This window comes from Aeromicrobium sp. (assembly GCF_025965075.1).
Classification (GTDB): Bacteria; Actinomycetota; Actinomycetes; order Propionibacteriales; family Nocardioidaceae; genus Aeromicrobium.
The window spans coordinates 1-19,197 of sequence record NZ_JAOPXQ010000259.1 but is presented as its reverse complement, the minus strand read 5'-3'; the positions used below and the strand labels follow the sequence as shown (position 1 = coordinate 19,197).

Annotated in this window: 13 protein-coding genes; 7 read left to right on the top strand and 6 right to left on the bottom strand. The window is 69.4% G+C overall.

The genetic code is table 11. The annotated features are described in order from the left end of the window. Both JWQ91_RS15340 and JWQ91_RS15335 read left to right on the top strand, forming a co-directional pair. A partial coding sequence (locus JWQ91_RS15340; RefSeq protein WP_297786071.1) for an Ig-like domain-containing protein occupies positions 1-2,368 on the top strand: 2,368 nt, incomplete at its 5' end. Positions 2,369-2,479: 111 nt separating this feature from the next. Continuing rightward, entirely contained in the window at positions 2,480-4,060 is a 1,581-nt protein-coding gene (locus JWQ91_RS15335) for an endonuclease/exonuclease/phosphatase family protein (protein ID WP_297786067.1), read from the top strand. A 19-nt stretch (positions 4,061-4,079) separates the two neighbouring features. On the opposite strand, the gene JWQ91_RS15330 is transcribed toward JWQ91_RS15335, so the two are convergent. Together JWQ91_RS15330 and JWQ91_RS15325 are read right to left on the bottom strand one after the other, a co-directional pair. Further along, on the bottom strand, positions 4,080-5,804 hold the full coding sequence (locus tag JWQ91_RS15330; RefSeq protein ID WP_297786064.1) for a CDP-glycerol glycerophosphotransferase family protein: 1,725 nt from the start codon (positions 5,802-5,804) through the stop codon (positions 4,080-4,082). Positions 5,805-5,879: 75 nt separating this feature from the next. Continuing rightward, positions 5,880-8,654 (bottom strand): glycosyltransferase, encoded by a 2,775-nt coding sequence (locus tag JWQ91_RS15325; protein WP_297786061.1) that lies wholly within the window; start codon positions 8,652-8,654, stop codon positions 5,880-5,882. A gap of 423 nt (positions 8,655-9,077) precedes the next feature. Here JWQ91_RS15325 and JWQ91_RS15320 point away from each other — a divergent pair, with 423 nt between their 5' ends. Both JWQ91_RS15320 and JWQ91_RS15315 read left to right on the top strand, forming a co-directional pair. Beyond that, complete coding sequence (locus JWQ91_RS15320; protein WP_297786058.1) at positions 9,078-9,980, top strand: glycosyltransferase family A protein; 903 nt, start codon at positions 9,078-9,080, stop codon at positions 9,978-9,980. Positions 9,981-10,003: 23 nt separating this feature from the next. Beyond that, the gene (locus tag JWQ91_RS15315) at positions 10,004-11,311 is read left to right on the top strand and encodes a polysaccharide pyruvyl transferase family protein (RefSeq protein WP_297786054.1); all 1,308 of its coding nucleotides are present in this window, start codon (positions 10,004-10,006) and stop codon (positions 11,309-11,311) included. A gap of 9 nt (positions 11,312-11,320) precedes the next feature. Here JWQ91_RS15315 and JWQ91_RS15310 read toward each other — a convergent pair whose 3' ends face one another. Continuing rightward, positions 11,321-12,565: a polysaccharide pyruvyl transferase family protein gene (locus tag JWQ91_RS15310; RefSeq protein WP_297786051.1), complete on the bottom strand. Its 1,245-nt coding sequence runs from the start codon at positions 12,563-12,565 to the stop codon at positions 11,321-11,323. Positions 12,566-12,817: 252 nt separating this feature from the next. On the opposite strand from JWQ91_RS15310, the gene JWQ91_RS15305 reads away from it, so the two are divergent. Continuing rightward, on the top strand, positions 12,818-14,242 hold the full coding sequence (locus JWQ91_RS15305; RefSeq protein ID WP_297786048.1) for a polysaccharide pyruvyl transferase family protein: 1,425 nt from the start codon (positions 12,818-12,820) through the stop codon (positions 14,240-14,242). Positions 14,243-14,340: 98 nt separating this feature from the next. On the opposite strand, the gene JWQ91_RS15300 is transcribed toward JWQ91_RS15305, so the two are convergent. Continuing rightward, the gene (locus tag JWQ91_RS15300) at positions 14,341-15,918 is read right to left on the bottom strand and encodes an endonuclease/exonuclease/phosphatase family protein (RefSeq protein WP_297786044.1); all 1,578 of its coding nucleotides are present in this window, start codon (positions 15,916-15,918) and stop codon (positions 14,341-14,343) included. Positions 15,919-16,084: 166 nt separating this feature from the next. Here JWQ91_RS15300 and JWQ91_RS15295 point away from each other — a divergent pair, with 166 nt between their 5' ends. Both JWQ91_RS15295 and JWQ91_RS15290 read left to right on the top strand, forming a co-directional pair. Then, positions 16,085-17,440, top strand: coding sequence for a potassium transporter TrkG (locus tag JWQ91_RS15295; RefSeq protein WP_297786041.1), 1,356 nt, complete (start codon positions 16,085-16,087; stop codon positions 17,438-17,440). Next, positions 17,433-18,107, top strand: coding sequence for a TrkA family potassium uptake protein (locus JWQ91_RS15290; protein WP_297786038.1), 675 nt, complete (start codon positions 17,433-17,435; stop codon positions 18,105-18,107). The genes JWQ91_RS15295 and JWQ91_RS15290 overlap by 8 nt, the downstream gene beginning before the upstream one ends. A gap of 30 nt (positions 18,108-18,137) precedes the next feature. Here JWQ91_RS15290 and JWQ91_RS15285 read toward each other — a convergent pair whose 3' ends face one another. After that, on the bottom strand, positions 18,138-18,419 hold the full coding sequence (locus JWQ91_RS15285; RefSeq protein ID WP_297786035.1) for a protealysin inhibitor emfourin: 282 nt from the start codon (positions 18,417-18,419) through the stop codon (positions 18,138-18,140). Positions 18,420-18,449: 30 nt separating this feature from the next. Continuing rightward, on the bottom strand, positions 18,450-19,197 hold a 748-nt coding region (locus JWQ91_RS15280), incomplete at its 5' end, for a M4 family metallopeptidase (protein ID WP_297786032.1).

Genomic DNA, 19,197 nt, shown 5'->3' with positions numbered 1-19,197 from the left:
ACTCCAGGGAAGACTCCTCATGTCTCGTAAGTTCATGTTCCTTGGCGCCTCGGCGCTGCTCGTCGTCGCCTTGCTCCCGGCCTCGGTGTCAGCGTCGGCCGCCCCGTCAGCGGCACTCGTGTCCGCGGCGCAGCCCAAGGACGACAACCGGTACGTCGATCTCGACAACCCGGCTTCGCTGAGGTCGGTCGACCCCGATGTCGTCACGCAGGGCAACTCCGGCCAGCGCATCGAGATCTACGGCTCTGTCGGCGACAACGAGGGCAGCGGCAGCATGGACTGGCGCACCGTCAACGCGTTCTCCTACCTGGTCAGCTCGGTGCCGAAGGGCAGCGCCTCCTACACGACGCTGTTCAACAGCCTCTACGACCTCAACCAGCCCAAGCTCGTCAGTGGCAAGTGGACGGTCGCGAACCGCAAGGAGGTCTTCGCGCCGACCGCTGCCTACCTCAACCAGGCGAACCTGTACGACACCCCGGCTGAGCGGGTGAGCAACATCCACGTCCTGGGCGCCAAGGAGAGCATCGACGAGGCCCTGGCCGCCAAGAGCTCGCTCGCCCAGCTCGTGCGGTCCGGCTATGGCTCGAACAACGGCTCGGAGGCCGTCGACTACCGCCAGTGCGCCGGCAAGGGTGGTTGCCTCTCGGGCACCAAGGGCCTGATGCACTCCAAGTACGGCGCCTTCGAGAAGACGCTGGACTCCGACGGCAACGAGCACAGCAACGTCGTGTGGATCACCTCGTCGAACCTCAACGGCTCCAGCGGCTCCAAGAAGTCCAACATCAGCATCGTGATCTACGACGACGCGAAGGCCTACGACTCGGTCGTCAACGGCATCTTCAAGCCGTCGGTGGAGGTTGCCAGGGGCAACAAGACCTCGGCCCAGGCGATGGACACCCCGGCCTACAAGGACGCGATCTCGCTGTCCAACGGCGTCGTGAAGGGCATGTCGACCGACTCGGGCATCACGCTGTTCCCGTCCCCGCGGCGCAAGACCAACGCGGCGGAGAACACCGCGTCGACCGACGTCGAGGCGGCCTTCCTCAACCAGCGGGCGGCCGACGGCACCGACAAGGCGGGCTGCAAGGTCTACGCGGTGCACTCGCTGTTCAACGCGACCCGCAACGGCGTCAAGGACGGTCTCGGCAAGCTCCTCGGCCAGAAGTGCGACGTGCGCCTGGTCCTGGGCGAGAACGCGATCTCGGACATCGTCGACGGCTACTTCAACATGAGCACGAGCCTGCGTGAGCTGGTCGGGCGCGTCGAGTTCGCCAACGTCCACGACAAGACCCTGAGCTACAAGGACAACACGACCGCCACGACGTTCGGTGGAGCCTCCAACTTCACCGGGACCAGCCTGGAGTACGACGAGCTGGCCTTCCGTGCGGACAACGCGGGCGTGACCCAGGCGGTGCAGGACCACTCCGAGCGCATCTACCGGCTGGCCAAGGGCCAGGTGTCGTGGACGAACCCGACCAGCGTGTCGATCAGCCCCACCAGCGCCCTGCAGGTCAGGGTCGGCCAGACGCTGCAGCTGAGCCCGCGCGTCAAGCCCAGCAACGCACTGGTCACCAAGACCGAGTGGTCCGTCGCCGGCGTGGGCGCCACCGTGTCCGCCGACGGCAAGGTCACCGGCACGGCGCCGGGCGACGTCAAGGTCACCGCGAAGGTCTCGGCACCCGGTGTGCGGGACAAGGCGACCGTCACGAGGTCCAAGACCGTCACCGTCAAGGTCGTCGCGAGCGGCACCACCACGACGAGCGCCGGCGGCAGCGCGGTCGTCCCGCCGACCCTCACGATGGACAACTACCAGGGTCCCGGCGGCACGACGAACGTCGTCGTGACGTGGGGCTCGGGCGACAAGGACTACCGAGGCGTCGTCAAGCTGCAGTACTACTCCGGCGGCTGGAAGACCTACGGCCGGTCGATCACGACCGGCAACAACGGCGTGGGCAAGCTGTCGGCGAAGATGTCCAGCAGCAAGACGTGGCGGGCCTACGGCGCCCGGCTCGACCGGATCAACGGCGTCGACGTGCCCAACTCGACGTCGAAGGCCAAGTCGGCCATGAGCATCAACACCGTCCGGACCAAGAGCGCCACCACGACGCCGCGCCTGTACGCGACCAGCATGGTCAAGAGCGGCGCCAAGATCCCGTTCCTGGCCTCGTGGAAGCGGAGCAGCGGCAAGTTCCGCCTCCAGATGAGGTCGGCAGGCGGATCGTGGAAGACCCACTCGACCTACGCGATCCCCAGCGGCGGCAGCCAGGTGTTCTTCGCCGTCCCGGCCCTCAACACCAAGTACTGGCGGATCGCCACCAGCACGGGCTCGACGAAGACGTCCAACACCATCAAGGTCGCCATGAAGTGATCTCGCCTCCCGGGCTGGCCACCCCTCGTCGTCCTCGGCCGTGAGATCACCCTGCCCGAGCGTTGATATCCTTGCGCCCATGCTGGTCAGCACGTCCGCGAAAACCGTCTCGTGACGCCTCCGGGCGACCGGCGGCGCCGCAGGGTGCCGGCTGACCGGCGGGCCGTTCCCGTCGAGTCGCGGACCCCGTCCGCCGGGTCGAGGCGCGCGAAGCGCAGCGGACGCAGCTCCGGGCGTCGTCTGCGCTGGATCTCCGCCGTCACGGTGGCCGTGGTGCTCGCCACGGGTGGGGCGATCCTGGCTCGGCCGGCCGGCCCGGTCCGCGACCCCGCGCCCGTCGTCCCACGCCAGGTCCTGGTCACGTCGGAGGACACCACCGCCACCGCCACGTGGGCTCGCGGGGCGGCGACCGGGTTCCGGGTGCAGTACTCGAAGAGCCCCGACTTCACCGACGCCGAGACCCAGCAGGTGGCACGCAACCGCCTGGCGCTGCGGTCGCTGGTGCCCGGGACGACATACTTCCTGCGCGTCGCCTCGCTCCGGGGCGACAAGGTCAGCCGCCCCAGCCGGCTCGTCCGGTTCACGACCGGGTTCAGCTATCCGGCGCCGCGCCTGGTCGTCGGCAGCACGTCGTCCTCGACGCTGTCACCCCGGTGGGCGAGCGACGCGAAGAAGGCGAAGTACGAGGTGCAGCTCGCCCGTGACGAGAGCTTCACCAAGGGCCGGACCAAGATCGTGTCGAAGCAGTCCGCGAAGTTCACCGACCTGCGTTACAAGGCGACCTACTCCGTCCGGGTCCGGGTCATCGGCAAGGGCCGGGTGCCCCTCAGCCCGTGGTCGGCCCCCGACACCCGCAAGACGTCGCGCAAGGCACCGCTGCGCGTCGCGACGTTCAACGTCCTCAAGTCGGCCAACCTCAACTGGGGAGCCCGGCGGATCGCGGTCGCCGAGACGATCCGGTCGCAGGGCCTCGACGTCGCCGGCCTGCAGGAGGCGACGCCCGCGACGGTCGCCGGCGGCGTGCGGCAGTACATGGACATCGTCCGTCTGCTGGGACCCGACTGGGCGCTGACGGAGGACTCGACGGGGGCCACGGGGGAGGCCCGCACGGTCTACAACCGCACCCGGCTCGATCTCGTGTCGCAGGGCTACGAGGAGGTCGCGGGGAGCACCCGCTTCGGCGTGATGCGCTACATCACCTGGGCGATCTTCGAGCAGAAGAGCACGAGCAAGCAGTTCGTCTTCATCAACACGCACTTCGTCACGTCGAAGGTGCGCAACCGGTTCCCCGCCCGCACCGCCGCAGCGGGCCAGCTGGTCCGTGTCGCGAAGACGGTCTCGCAGGGCCGGCTGCCCGTCATCATCGCGGGCGACTTCAACTCCGCCGGCTACCGCAACAGCAGCAACGGCGTCTACCGGACCATCACGGGTGCCGGCTACGTCGACCCGCTGATCGTGGCTGACCGGCTCGGATCGGCCGAGAAGCGGATCAACGCCGACCTCAAGTCCGTCAACAAGTACGCCCGCCAGCCCCGTCGGGACGCGTCCGCACCGATGATCGACAACGTCTTCGTCTCCCCGATGCGGGTCGCCGAGTGGGAGACCGTGGCCAAGCTCGACGGCAACGGCCGGGTCATCGGCACGATCCCGTCGGACCACAACATGATCCGGCTGACGGTCTACCTGCCCTGACCCGGGCGTCGCGGCTGAGTCAGCGCAGGTAGCGGCGCGCAGTCTCGAGGAAGCGGTCGGCGATCAGCTCGGCCGGGCTGTCGCCGAGGTAGTAGGACCGCAGCGAGCGGCGGGTCTCGGCCAGGGAGTCGGTCCCGAGCATGTCGTCGACGACCCCGGCGATCCCCTCGGCCTTGCCGCGGACGACGTCGAACACGTAGGCGGCCTTGGCGAGGGGGAACCCGGCGAGGAACGCGTCCCCGTGCGCCGAGACCGCTGCCATCGCGAACGGCTTGTCCGAGATCAGGTAGTCCGACGTCACGCTCGACACGTCGGAGATCATCGCGTCGCTCGCGTTGAAGCAGTCGACGACGCTCATCTCGGTCTCGGCGGCCGGTCCGAACACGTGCTCACGGCCCGTGGCCCTGGTGTCGGCCACGAGCAGATCGATGACCTGGGCGCACGCGCGGGTGTTGCCCGGGTGCCGCCGGGCGTACGGGTGCGGCCGGAAGACCACGACGCAGCCGCGGTCCAGCAGGGCCTGCACGATGGCGGGGCCGGCCGACAGCGAGCTGTAGTCCGAGTCGTCGTAGAAGCCCGACCACGTCGGGCTGTACAGCACGGTCGGCCGCTCGACGGCGCTGATCGGGCCTCGGGCCGATCGGACCTCCTCGAGCTGGGGCCGGCCGACGATCTCGAACTGCTCGGGGAGCGTTGCGACGCCGTGCGTCGCGAAGCGGTCGATCGCGGCCTGCCCGGCCACGAAGTTGCGGTCGTACTGACGGAACGTCGGGCTGACGCTGGCGATCTTGTCGCTGTCACCGTGGTTGAGCTGGATGTGGGTCAGGTGGGGGAAGCGGATCATGTGCGAGTTGCGGACCGCGGTGTTGGCGTAGAAGACGGCCCGCAGCGACGGCGTCACGACCCGGTCGAGGTCCTCGAGGCCCGTGCGCAGGATCACGGGAGCCGTCGTCATCTTGGAGACCTCGACGAAGTTCGCGACGGTCCGGACGAGGACGAAGTACGGGGTCCCGATCCGGTCGAGGTAGGGGAGCCACATCGCCGCCTGGTAGGCGGTCCCCGCCGGTGCCTGCCAGTGGAAGGCGAACTTCGGGCCGAGCTCGTCGAGGATCGAGGGCAGGTCCGCCTCGAGGCGTCGACGCTCCACGAGGAAGCGCACGGCCTGCAGCCCGATCACGAGCATCATGACGGTCCCGGCGACGCCCGCCACCACGGCGGGCCACGGGCTCAGGTGGAACGCACCCGACACGGCCAGCAGCGCGATGCCCAGCGTGTCGACCAGGAAGATCCACATCGCGAGGCCGTCCGACGGCAGGGCCACCTGGGCCCGCGGCAGGTTCGCGGCCTGGGGGATCGCCGAGCCGAGCGGGCGGCGCAGCGTCTGCTCACCGATCAGCAGCACCAGCAGGAGCACTGCGGCGACGACCGTCCAGGTGTCCTCGTCGTGGGCCATGCCGACCGCGAGGGCGGCGGCGGTGGCCGCGACGCGGGCCACGACGCTGTTGCCGACCCACAGTCGCTGCTCGGTCTTGGCGCGGACGTCCTTGGCCGCGAGCGAGGTGACCCGGCCGGCGATCAGCACGACGGCGACGAGCGCGGCTCCACGCCCCAGCACCCCGTCAGGGTCCGCCACGGCGGCCGCGATCGCCAGAACCGAGACCAGGTTGATCACGACGGGCAAGCCTCCGAGCGCCCGCGCGACGTACTGGATCTGGGATCGTCTCTGGCGGATGATGCGGAGCATGTGAACCTTTCAGGAGGGTGGCGCCCCGAAACCTAACACATGGGCAGATGCCCGGAATCGGTGCGATTTTGCTGGTCACAGAGGTGTGGGGTGGGTCTCCTGCAGGGCGGCGACACGGCCGGCCGCGCGGCCGGCGTAGTCGTCCCAGACGTCCTGGCACTGCACCGACTCGGGGCTCCACGGCTTCTGGGGACCGGTCCAGCTGATGGCCTTGGCGTCGTGCACGACCTCCAGGTCCGGCAGGCGGTTCCAGCTCGGGTCGAGGTCGGCCCGGTCGCCGCCGGCGTACGCGTTGAGGGTCTCCTGGACGTTCAGCCCGAACCGCTCGACCCAGGGCAGGAAGTGCCGGCAGAACTCGTCGCTGCGCATCCGGTCGAGGTCGAGCACCAGGACCGCGGCGCTGAAGGCCAGGAAGTCGTAGGCGTGCCGCGTGTGGTTGCGCAGGATCAGCTCGCGGGCCAGCGCGTTCTCCTTGGTCCGCTTGGAGGAGTTGATCGCGTTGATGAATCCGCTGCCGGCCTCGGCCTGCGGTGAGGTGCGCGCCGCCAGCGGGGATCCGGCCAGGTCGGTGTCGACCAGCTCGGCGATGTCGCCGACGCACACCGCGTGGAGGTCGAGGTGGACGATTCGTGTCACGTCGCGCAGGAGCTCGGGCAGCAGGAGGCGGTCCATCGTGGCGACGACGGTGCGCGAGGCCCGCCCGCCGAGGGCCGGCCCGTGGTCGACGTCGTCGGTCGGCAGCCACGTGAACGTCACGGTGGGGAAGCCGCGGGAGAACCGCTCGAGGTCTGACCGGTCGCGCCCCCGGCACAGGACGTGGGCGTGGATCGGCCGCGTGGCGCCGGAGACGACCGACTCCAGGACGACCGCCAGCCGGTCCAGGGGCTCGCTGCCGAGCGACAGCTCGACCGCGACCGGCTCGCCGGCGGGCGCCTCGGCGGTGCGCTCGATCGTCACCGACCGCTGCAGGATGGTGCGACAGGCCTCGCTGACGTCGAACGACACCTCGTCGATGTCGGAGACGCCACCCCGCACGGACTCGGCCGCCGCGACCGCCGGGGCGGTGAGCTCGCGCCACAGGGTGTACACGTCGGCCTCGGAGCGACCGGCGCCGATCGCGCCGATGACGGGCTCGAGCAGTGCCAGCATCGATCCCCGGATGTCCTCGTAGGCGGCGTCGTCGATGTCGATCAGGCCGTCGAAGCGCACGTCGGCGGGGTTCTTGGCCCGGAACTCGACCTCGGCCCCGAGCGAGCGGGCCGGCAGGTAGCAGTGCAGTCGTGACGTCACCACGGTCTTGTACTGGCTCTGGTAGCTCGTCAGGACGTCGATCGCGTCGTCGACGTTGTCGGCGAAGCTGCGTCGACGGATGTCGGGTGCGGTCTGCTTCCACACGACCCCGGGGCCGGTGGCGGGGGTGTCGACGTACAGCGTGCCGCTGGGCGTCGTGCTCGGACGGGCCGGGAAGACCGTGTCGACGGTCGTCGTGAGGCAGCCGGAGAAGAAGGCGGGGACGCCGGCGGCCTGGAGCAGGTGCACGGTGTTCCAGTCACGGCAGCCGACCGGGGCGTACTTCTTGAGGTACTCGATGACGCCCTCGGTGAGGAACGTCGGCGCGTTGACGTGGAACGAGACGAAGATGGGCCGCAGGCGGGGGTTGAACGGCATGTCGAACGTCGTGCCGAACTGTCGGTGCATGTACCACCCGAAGGCCAGCATCCAGGTGCCGTCGGGCACCAGGTCGTGGCTCGTCGCGTCGCGCTGCACGCGGTAGAGGGTCACCTCGGCGTCGTCACCGTCGACGACGCGCTCGGGCTTGACCCGCTCCTGCAGGATCTGCGCGACACGGACCGCCTCGGTCTCGCCGCTGAACCGGAAGCCGCTGCGGCGCACCAGGTGGCCCAGCGACGCGATGGTCTGGACGTGGTCGCCGAGGTTCTTGGAGGCGAACGCCTCGTCCGGCTGCTTGTAGTCCAGGACCGCGAACGGCACGGTGCCAGCGGGTGCGGTCACCTCGTGCTTCGCGGCCTCGGCCGTTCCGTACCAGTCCTCCAGCCACGCGATGCGGTCGACGAGCGGCTCGTTGCCATCACGCTCGGCACCGGAGCGGGCACGCGAGAGCGCCTCTCGCGACTCGGTCTCGTACGCCCGGGCGAAGCTCGTGCCGGCGATGTCGAACCACTCAGCCGGCGTGGCGTCCACGCTGTCGCCACGCAGGGCCTCGACGAGGGCCTCGCCGGCGGCCACCGGCTCGGTCGCGAAGCCGGAGCGGAAGAGCTCCGCGGGAGCGAGCCGCAGCGTCTGCTCCCGGTCGGCTGCGACCAGCAGCTCCCAGGCCATGGCCGGCAGCTGGTCCTCGACGGCGACCAGGCCGGCGATGACGTTGCCGACCGACGCGAGGTCGGGGTCGCTCCGCAGGACGTTCGCCAGGGACCGGACCCGGTCGACCGACCCGGTCCGGATCATCCGCCGCGAGGCGTCGACCAGGGCCCGGTCGAAGGGCTCGTCCCGGGCGAGGCCCGAGAAGAAGAGGTCCTGGGCGCCCCACGCCCTGAGGACCTGCTTGACCTTCCTGACGTGGGCGACGGCGGGGGTCTTGGGAGCCGCGTCCGGCTCGTACGCCCCGGGAACCCGGTCGACGATCCGGCACACGGCCTCGTAGAACTCCTCGAGCCTCCGGACGCGCTGACGCTCGAGCCGGTCCTGCGACACCGCGCCGGCAGTCGATTCGTCCTCAGAGCCCAGCAGCGTCGTCTGCCAGTCGTGCAGGTGCCGCTCGGCCCGGCGGAGGGCCTTGCCCACGAGGGTGCGGGAGCCGCCCGATGAGCCTCGTTCCGATGCAGTAGCCACGTGATCACCTAGTCGTCGATGGTCGGATCCGACCCGGGGGTCCGAAGGCGTACAACCTCCGGAGTCACCCTATAGAGGGCGGGCGAGGTATCCCGAATCGCGTTGGTGCCGGAACGGGATCAGGGACGGGCCACAGTTGGGCTCCGACACGGGTGCGAAGCGGTGGACGCGCACGCGATGCGCCGGTACCGTCCACCTCGTCCACGCACGTCGGAAGGGATCGTGCCGAGTCATCGGCAGCCGCCCAGTATCGTGGATCAGCGCCGACGCGACACGGGCCCGTCCAGGTCCGCCGACGCTGTTCCCGACCACGACCACCGAGAGCGCAGTCCCCATGCACCTTGACCGTAATGCCGTCGTCATGACCTGCGACGCCGCCGACAGCCACGCTGCCCGGTTCGTCGCCGCTGGTTCGGGGCAGTAGTGCTCGCCTTCATCACCTCGCTGCGCCACCCGAAGAACGCCAAGGACTACGCCGAGGTCGAGTCGCTCCTGCGCGACACCCTCCGCTCGGTCACGGGGCAGACGTCGGACGACTTCGTCGTCATCGTGGTGGGCAACCGTGCCCCGAGCTTCCCCCTGCCGGAGCGGGTGCACTTCGTCGAGGTCAACTACCCGGCTCCCGCGCCACGCAACGTCCGGATCAGCCGGTCCCCGTTCATCCGCGACAAGGGGACCAAGATCGGGATCGGCCTCATCGCGGCCCGGCAGTTCTCCCCGGACTACGTGATGATCTTCGACGCGGACGACTTCGTCCACCGCGGACTGGCCGAGTTCGTCGGCAAGAACCCCGGGCAGGACGGCTGGGTCATCGAAGAGGGCTGGATGTACTCCCGGGCGCGCAGCGCCGTCCGGCCGCAGCCCAACTTCAACCGGACCTGCGGGACGTCCTTCATCATCCCGTTCGAGGCGTACGGTGTCCCGCCCGAGCTGGACGTCACGGCGACCAGGTCCGAGGTCCGAGCCGCCTACGGCGAGCGGATCTCGAAGATCATCGGTGCCCACAAGTGGGCCGACAAGTGGTTCGCCGACCGGGGCATGCACGTGCAGACGCTGCCGTTCAAGGGCGCGGTCTACCACGTCGACACCGGCGAGAACCACTCCCGCAACGTCATGTCGGGCAAGGCGCGCCCCCTCAGCTCCGAGCTGGCAGCCGAGTTCGGGATCCGCCCCGTGCGCGGCCGCCTGAGGACGTACTGGGCCTGCTACGCCAGCGAGCCGATGGCGAGCCTCGACGAGCGCCTGAACCCCCTCACGAGCCCGATCGCCCGCCTGATCAAGCGTGTCTACCGAGGTGTTCGCCGCAGGGTCCGGCGCGCCTCGTGACCCTCGACAACGAAGGACCATCGATGCCCGAGAAGCCCGAGCGGATCTGGGTGCGTTCCTGCCAGGTGCCGACCGCCAAGCTCAGTCCCCTGAAGTCGACCGACTTCATCGGCGGCAACCAGGGGAACCTCCTCTACCAGTTCTCGACCTACCGCGCGCTGGTCCGCGACGACGTCGAGCTCAGCACGATCTCCTACGGCAAGTTCTCCAAGGGCGCCGTGGAGGAGCGGGCCGAGTGGATCAACTCCGAGTGCGACCGGCTGGTCCTCCCGCTGTCGAGCTCGTTCCGCCTGCAGAACCTGAAGAACCTCGACCTCTGGGCGGATCTCGTCGAGCGCCTGACGATTCCCGTCACGGTCGTCGGGATCGGCGCGCAGCTGCGGCTCCAGGACGTCCGCGCGGGCACCTTCCTGCCCGCCCGGGTCACCGGCGTGACGGCGTCCGCGGGTGAGATCGAGGAGCACGAGGCGGCGGCCCGGCGGTTCGTCGCCGCGGTCCTCGACCGGTCGGCGTCGATCGGCGTCCGCGGGGAGATCAGCAAGCGCTACGTGCAGTACCTCGGGTTCCCCGGGGATCGGGTCGACGTGATCGGCTGCCCGTCGCTGTTCACGTGGGGGCCGGACTTCCAGATGCCCGAGCACGACGTCAAGCTCAACCGCCGGAGCAAGATCTCCCTGTCGTTCGACCACCGCATCGAGGACAGCGCCGAGCTGCTCGACGAGACCATCTCGCGCTACCCCCGCTCGACGGTCTACATGCAGGAGAAGCTCGCCGCCCAGATGGTCATCACGGGGGAGGACACCCGGCCCGACTGGGTCGGTGACGACCGGTTCCCGCTCAAGACGTCGCACCGCACGTTCCGGCACCACCGGATGGTCTACTACCCGACCGCGTGGTCGTGGATCCGTCACCTCGAGGACATGGACTTCGCGTTCGGTCCGCGGCTGCACGGGACGGTCGCCGCGACCCTGGCCGGCACCTCGGCACATCTGCTCGTCCACGACTCCCGCACCCTGGAGATCGCGGAGCACCACCACCTGCCGCACACCCTGACCGACGACCTGGGGTCCGTGCGCTCCGCGGCGGACCTCGCGGCTCGCCAGGACTACAGCGCGTTCAACGCGGCCTACCGCGAGCTGTGCGGACGGTTCACCGGCTTCCTGGAGCGCAACTCCCTGCGCTCGGCGTACGACGAGCCGGGAGCGGCGCTCGAGGCGTTCGACGCGTCGCTGGAGTCCCCGGCCCGGGTCCCCGGCGTGGTCAGCGCCCAGGGCGTGCCCGCCAACCTGCGCGAGCGGGTCGTGGCGCGGGTGCGTCGCGCCCGGTCCTGAGGGCAGGACCTACCGCGGGCGGGACACGATCGGCGGCGTCGCCTGGGCCTTCGCGATCGAGCGGTCGAGCTTGCGCAGGCGGTTCGCCCCGTCGTACGCCGTGACGAGCCCGTTGCGGTGCAGGAAGTCGATGTAGGTGTCGAAGCGCGCCGGGTAGGCCTCGTTGAACGCCGTGTAGTCCGTGCGCTCCCACAGCTCGGCGGCCGTCGGCGGGGCGTCCTGCTCGTGGAAGTTCGAGTACGGGATCGCGTGGTACTGCGCGAGCTCGAGCGTGCGCGAGTCGTGGGCCAGCAGGTGCGCGGGAGTGCCGCCGAGGATCGCGGCGATGTTGCCGTGCAGCCGGTTGCCGAAGACGAACTGCATCCTGCCGAGCGTGGAGATCCAGCCCCACGGGGTGGGGAAGAACTGGAGCCGGCCCTCGCGATACAGGCGGTGACCCGTGTGGATCGGGGTCCGCGGGTCCCGCTTGGTCATGTCGAACTGGTCCTCGCCGGTGATGATCATGCGCGCGGACTTCAGGTCCTGGGAGGGGCTGGTGAGCCGCGGGTAGAGCTCGGCGTTGCGCTCGACCACCTCGCCGATCCCCCGCACGCGGTAGTCGACGTTCATCGAGATCATCGAGTCGGCAGTGATCGGCCCCTCGCCCTGGTGCACCCGGAAGTCAGGCCCCCAGGTGAACACCGACGGGCAGCCGATGACCTCGATGCGGTCGTCGGGGAGACCGAGGCCGACGAGATAGGCCTTCGTGACCGGGCCGCGGACGCCGAAGGTGACCGACTTCTCCAGGACGGCCTCGACGAACGCGCGGACGCGGTCGTCGTGGCGTGCGGACTCCTCGACGGACGGCAGCTTGCGTCCGCCGGTCTTGCCCATGCGGATCGTGGTGGCGTCCTCCTGTGCCGCGGTGATCGTGGCCTGGGCGCCGACGCCCACGACCGTCACCGGCACGTCGAGGCCCCGCACGAGCTGGGTCATGGCCTCGAGCGAGTCGCCGTTCTTGTAGCGGAACACGTTGGCCAACGGCACGACGTAGTGGTCGTAGCGCTTGTTGATCTTGCGGATCCAGGCCGAACGGTCGACGAGGTGGGCGTCGAACGCGCCGGTGTCGATCTTGTTCGACCGTGCTGCCAGCGTGCGGACGACACCGTTGGCGTACAGCAGGTTGCCGGCGTTGGCGCCCATCCGCTCGGCGGAGGCCATCGGTCCGAGCACGACGCTGGGGTCCTGGGCGGCACGAATCAAGATGCGGGTCATGTGATCGGCAAGTCTCTCGGTCGAACGGGCGCTGCGTGACTCGCGAAACCGCCCACCCGGACATGATACGGGCGGCACCCGCGGACCGGTCCAAGGACGTTCGGGGCTGCGATCGGTCGCTCGTTCGTGCACGGGATCGGGCCGGGCCCCCTTGTATGCTGGTGCGGCGGCCGACCACGAGTTGCCGCTCCTCAGTCCTGCCACCGCAGCGAGCCCCGGCGCGGGCCACCCGACCTACCGAGAAGAAGGCACGTGAAACGCATTCTGGTGCGATCCCCGAAGGATCCCTTCCACGTCATCAGCCCCGAGCACGCCCTCGCCCTGTATCCCAAGGGTGTCTTCGGCCGCAACGTCGGCAACATGATCTTCACCGAGTCGATGCACCGGCTGATCACCGTCCCGGGCGTCGACGTGGTCTCCGACTCGTTCCTGAGCGAACGCCTGCCCGACTCGCGCGCGCACGCGGCCCGGATCAATGAGGAGTTCGACCAGTTCGTCATCCCGCTGGCCAACGCCTTCCGGGCGTCATTCCACCGCAACCTGACGCAGATGACGCAGCTCATCGAGCGGCTCGACATCCCCGTCGTCGTCGCCGGTGTCGGCGTGGCCGGCGGCGTGGGCAGCCTGGACAACCCGTTCCCGGACAATCCGCCCGAGGTGACCGCGACGATCAAGCGCTTCCTCACGACCGTCCTCGACCACTCCTCCACGATCGGCGTGCGGGGCGAGACCACGCGGGACTACCTCGCGAGCCTCGGCTTCGGCGACGAGCACGTCGAGGTCGTCGGCTGCCCGTCCCTGTTCCGCCGCGGCAACGAGCTGCGCGTGGAGAAGAAGTCCGACCGGTTGTCCGAGGACAGCCACTTCACGATGAACCTGTCGCCGTACGTCCCGATCATGGACGAGGTGTCGATCCGTCACGCCGAGCGTTATCCCCACATGGTCTACGTCCCGCAGGGTCACGACTCGCTGGAGATGCTGCTGTGGGGCGTCGACCGCAACCCCAAGAAGCGGCCCGACCTGCCGGCGCACCCGACCCACCCGCTCTACACGGCCAACCGGATGCGCTTCTTCGTGGACCCGGTGACGTGGAACGACTACCTCGCGCAGCAGGAGTTCTCGTTCGGGACCCGGATCCACGGCAACATCGCCGCGATCAACGCCCGCACCCCGGCGCACGTGCTCGCGCACGACGCCCGGACGCTCGAGCTCGCCCGTTACCACGAGATCCCGCACACGCTCGTGCCCGATCTGCCGCCCGAGGTCGACGCCGCCGACCTGTTCGAGCAGACCGACTACAGCGCCTTCAACGCCGGGCATCCGGAGCGGTTCGCGAAGTTCAGCCGGTTCCTGGAGAAGAACGGCGTCGAGCACGTCTACGAGGAGGGCAAGAGCAATCCTGCCTACGACGAGCGCATGGCGTCGACGCCGTTCCCCCCGGCGGTCGAGACGATGTACTCGGACTCCGCCGAGGCCCGCATCGCCCTGGTCGCGCGGGTCGGCGAGCTCTACAAGTCCTCCGGCCAGCGGAGCCTCGAGCGCCGTCACACGCCGGTGTTCCCGTTCGCTCCCGTGGTCGAGGAGCCCCAGCAGACCAAGCAGGCCACCCCGCCGGCCCGGTCGCGCGTGTCCGCCCCGGTGCGGAAGGTCGCCAAGAAGGTGCTGCGCCGCAGCTGACCTGAGCGACGACGCGACGGCCGGGCAGCCTTGTTGCCCGGCCGTCGCGTGTTTCCTCCCCGGTGGTGCGTGGACGCCCACGCACCGGAGGTGAACGCCTACGGCAGGTGGATCGTCATCTTGATGAGGTTGTGGTCCGACGGGATCGTGCCGATGAACGAGCCGTTGCCGTCGACCTTGACGACCATGCGCCACGTGGCGACCCGGATCCTGGGTGACACGTAGGTGTAGTCGATGTGCGTGCCGTTGGGGAAGGCCGTCAGGGGAGCCAGCCGCTGGAACTTGTTGCCGCTGTTGTAGTTCGAGTCCATGATGTGCTCGGCCGTCGCGTTGGCGCCGGTCGACCAGGTCGCGGTCGTGTTGTCGATCGGGTCGACGAAGCCGCCACCGAGGAACGCGCCGTACTGGCCGTTGGTGGGCTCGGCCGCGCGACTCGAGTTCATGTCGCCGACGATGACCGTCGGGCGTCCGCCGGCGTTGTCACGGACGACGTCGAGCACGTCCTTGGCCTGCTGGATGCGGACCTCGTTGAGCTCGGGGGTCGACGTGCCGGGCTCCAGGTGGGTGCTGACCGCGAAGAACGTCTTGCTGCTGAGCTTGTCCTTCAGGATCGCCCAGACCGCATAGCGCTCGGCGTCACCCTTCTCCGTCAGCATCTTGATGCCGGACTTCACGACGGACACACGCGTCGAGTTGTATGCGAGCTGGGTGCCGCTGGATCCCGAGCCGCTGGTCACCAGCTTGTAGGGGCTCCCGAGCAGCGCCATGACGTCGGCCCACTGCTTCCTGCCGTTGGTCTTGTACGTCACCGGCGTCGCTTCCTGCAGGGCGGCGACGTCCGGGGCGGCGGCGAGGATGTTGGCCGCGACGGCCTTGCGCCGCGCGGTCCAGTCGTCGACCGAGGCCATCTTGCGGACGTTGTAGGTCGCGACCGTCAGGCCCGGCGACGGGGTCGAGGCCGACGTCGTGGCCGAGGGACCCGCGGCCGAGTAGGGGCTCTGGCCCGTGCCCTTGGGATCGATGACCCGCACCCGGAAGTAGTACTTCTTGCCCGCGACGAGCTTCTTGATGGTGGCTCCCGAGGCGTCGGTCTTGAGCGACTTCCACTTCGTGACCGTGGTCTTCGGGCTGGAGGTGTAGCGCAGCACGTACGAGTAGCCCGCGCCGCGGGTGCGCCACGAGACGTACATCGTGTCGGCGCCGCCCGGGGTCGCCTTGATGTCGACGGGCTTGAGCTCGGGCAGCGCGGTCTTGGGCAGCGTGACGGCGACGGCCTTGCTGTAGCTGCTCAGGTTGGTCCGCTTGCTGGTGGAGGCCGCGTCGCGGATGGCCTTGACCTGGAAGTAGTACTTCTTGCCCGGCGTCAGACGCGGCGAGTAGGCCGACGGACTGGCGTCGGTGTGGGTCCACTCGTAGTAGTTGTCGCGGACGTCCCACGCGTCGGCCGCCGTCGTCATCGACGAGCTGGTCGAGATGCGGATGCGATAGGTGTTGTCGCCGGTGGCGTTCCATCGCAGGGCGACGCCCTTGGAGGCGACGTCGGCCACCGTGATGGTCGGCGCGCTGACCTCGGCCTGGGCGGACCCGCCGCCGGCGACGAGACCACCCGCCATCAGGGTCGTCGTGGTGACCAGGGCGCCGATGCGGGCGCGCTTCCGTGTCGTGTCTGCGGTCATGACAGGTGCTCCTCTGTGCGCGGGGCGAACCCCTCGAACTTCTCCCGTGCGCCCGTGACAACTCCCGTCAGGACCCTCGGAACGTACCATTTTTCGTCCCTCCAGTCCCATGAGTCCCACGATCAACATGTTCTGCACCGGCGCGCGGCTGCGGTACGGTCGTGGCGTGCCCCCCGCCCTGAGGCTCAGGCTCCCGGCCTCGATCGCGCATCCCGTGCGCCTTCTCCCGCTGACGTTCCTCGCCCTGATCCTCGTCGGCACGGTCCTGCTCCTGCTGCCGTTCGCCCGCTCGGGGGAGGGTTCCGCCGGGTTCATGCCGGCGCTGTTCACCTCAGCGTCGGCCGTCACGGTGACGGGCCTCGCCACGGTCGACACGGCGACGTACTGGACCCCGGCAGGTCAGGGCATCATGCTCGCGCTGGTCGAGATCGGCGGCCTCGGCATCATCGCACTGGCGACCGTGCTCGGCCTGTTCATCGGCGGCCGGCTCGGGCTGCGGACCCGGATGGTGGCCCAGGCCGACATGCACGTCGTCAACATCGGCGAGGTGCGTCCGTTGTTCCGACGTGTCGCGATGACGATGCTGTTCTTCCAGACCATCACGGCCCTGGTGCTGACCGTCCGCTACCGGATGCACTACTTCGACGACCTGCCGACGGCCCTGTGGCACGGCGTCTTCGACTCCGTCATGGCCTTCAACAACGCGGGCTTCTCGCTCAACCCCGACAGCCTGGTCAGCTATGCCGGCGACGCTCTGGTGATCATCCCCATCGCGTTCGCGGTGTTCGTCGGCGCGATCGGCTTCCCGGTGCTCGCGGAGCTGTTCAGCGGTTGGCGCAACCCGGCCCGCTGGACGATCCACACCCGGCTGACGGTCTGGGGCTCGATCGGGCTCCTCGGCATCGGTGCGCTGGTCTTCATGCTGCTCGAGTGGTCGAATCCTGCGACCCTCGGTGGCTCGGGCCTGGGGCACAAGCTCGTGACGGGGATCGAGGGCGGCATCATGCCCCGCTCCGGCGGCCTCCAGAGCTTCGACTGGGGCCAGGTGCGTCCCGAGACGCTCAACGTCGGCATCATCTTGATGTTCATCGGCGGCGGCAGCGCGAGCACCGCGGGCGGCATCAAGATCACGACCTTCCTGCTGCTCGCGTACGTCATCTGGGCCGAGCTGCGCGGCGAGCCCGACATCACGATCGGCTCGCGGTCGGTCGCCCCGCGCGTCGCCCGCACCGCGATCGCGATCGCGCTGCTCGCCGTGATGCTCGTGACGACCACGACCTTCCTGGTCATGCTGATGACCGACTACGACTTCGACGTCGTGCTGTTCGAGTGCACGTCGGCGTTCGCGACGGTCGGGCTGAGCACCGGGATCACGCCCCATCTGCCGGTCAATGCGCAGTGCGTCATCATCGTCCTGATGTTCCTCGGCCGGGTCGGAACGATCGCGGCCGCAGGCGCGCTGGTGCTCCGGCGTAGGATGCCGCGGTACCACCTTCCCGAGGAGCAACCGATCATTGGCTAGAGATCGCAACACCTCCAGGACCCAGCCGGTCATCGTCCTCGGCCTGGGTCGCTTCGGCACGGCCGTGGCACGTTCGCTGGTCCAGCTCGGGCACGAGGTCCTCGCGGTCGACGAGCGCGCCGACATCGTCCAGAAGTACGCCAGCGACTTCACCCACGTCGTCGCCGCGGACACGACCGACACCGAGGCGCTGCGCCAGATCGGCGCCGAGCAGTTCCAGGTCGCGGTGGTGGGCATCGGCACCGACATCGAGGCCAGCGTCCTGACGGTCCTGGGCCTGCTGGACCTCGGCGTCAAGGAGGTCTGGGCCAAGGCCATCAGCGGCAAGCACGCCGCGATCCTCGAGCGGGTCGGCGCGACCAAGGTCATCCGTCCCGAGTCGCAGATGGGCAAGCGGGTCGCGCACATGGTGACCGGCACCATGACCGACTTCATCGAGTTCGACGAGGGGTTCGCGATCGCCCGCACCCGGGCGCCCTCGCGTGCCAGCGGCAAGACCCTGCAGGAGGCGCAGCTGCGCCGTGACTACGGCGTCACGATCGTCGCGATCAAGACGCGGGGCCGGGACTTCACGTACGCCCAGGCGACGACGCCCGTCGACGACGGCGACGAGCTCATCGTGTCCGGTCCGACGACCAAGGTCGAGGCGTTCTGCGCGCTGACCTGACCGTCCGAGGGACGGATCAGGGCTGGCGGATCAGGGCTGGCCGGCGTGCCGGCGGACCTGCTCGGCGAGCTCGCGCCAGGGACCGTCGAGCTCGCGCTCGGGCACGACCGCCTCGTGGTCGGCGACCCGGAAGTCGTAGACGTAGCCATCGGGGTTGCCGTCACCCGTGACGTCCGACCACGGGCACGCCTCGATGATGGGGCACCAGTACTCGGCCTCGTCGGCGGCGACGACCTCGATCGACCACTCGCGACGGATTCCGGCGAAGCCACCGCTGCGCACGACCGTGATGACGAACGGCAGGTCGTCCATCGCGTCACCTCCTGACCGGCAGCGGGACCGCTAGCCGTCCTGGCCAGTGTCGCCGATCGGCACGCCCACCGTCGACCACGCGTCGAGGACCGCCCGGTGCTGGGGCGAGGGGTCGCCGTACAGCCTCGTCGCGGTGGCGGCCGTCGCCGCGGCGAACTCCGCGAACGTCGCGTCGGGGGAGAGGACGCCGTCGAGCAGCGTGTCGTACCAGATCCGTCCCGGCGTCTCCCACGCCTTGCCGCCGATCGCTGTCGCCACGAGGCAGAACGCCTTGTTGGGGATGCCGGAGTTGAGGTGCACGCCGCCGTTGTCGGCGCGGGTCTGGACGTAGTCGTCCATGTGCGCGGGCTGCGGGTCGCGGCCCAGGACGTCGTCGTCGTACGCCGTGCCGGGCTCGCGCATCGACCGCAGGGCGTTGCCCTCGACCTGGTCGGTGAACAGCCCCTCGCCGATCAGCCAGCTGGCCGCGGCAGCGCTCTGGCCGAGGGCGTGCTGCTCGACCAGGGCACCGAACACGTCGGACACCGACTCGTTCAGCGCCCCGGACTGGCCCTCGTAGACCAGATCGGCGGTGTACTGCGTCACGCCGTGTGCGAGCTCGTGACCGATCACCGACAGCGAGGACGTGAAGCGGCCGAACACCTCGCCGTCGCCGTCGCCGAAGACCATGCGGTCGCCGTCCCAGAAGGCGTTGTCGTACCGCTGCCCGTAGTGGACGGTGGCGTGCAGCGGGAGGCCGGCGCCGTCGATCGAGGCGCGGTCGAAGGCCTGCGCGAAC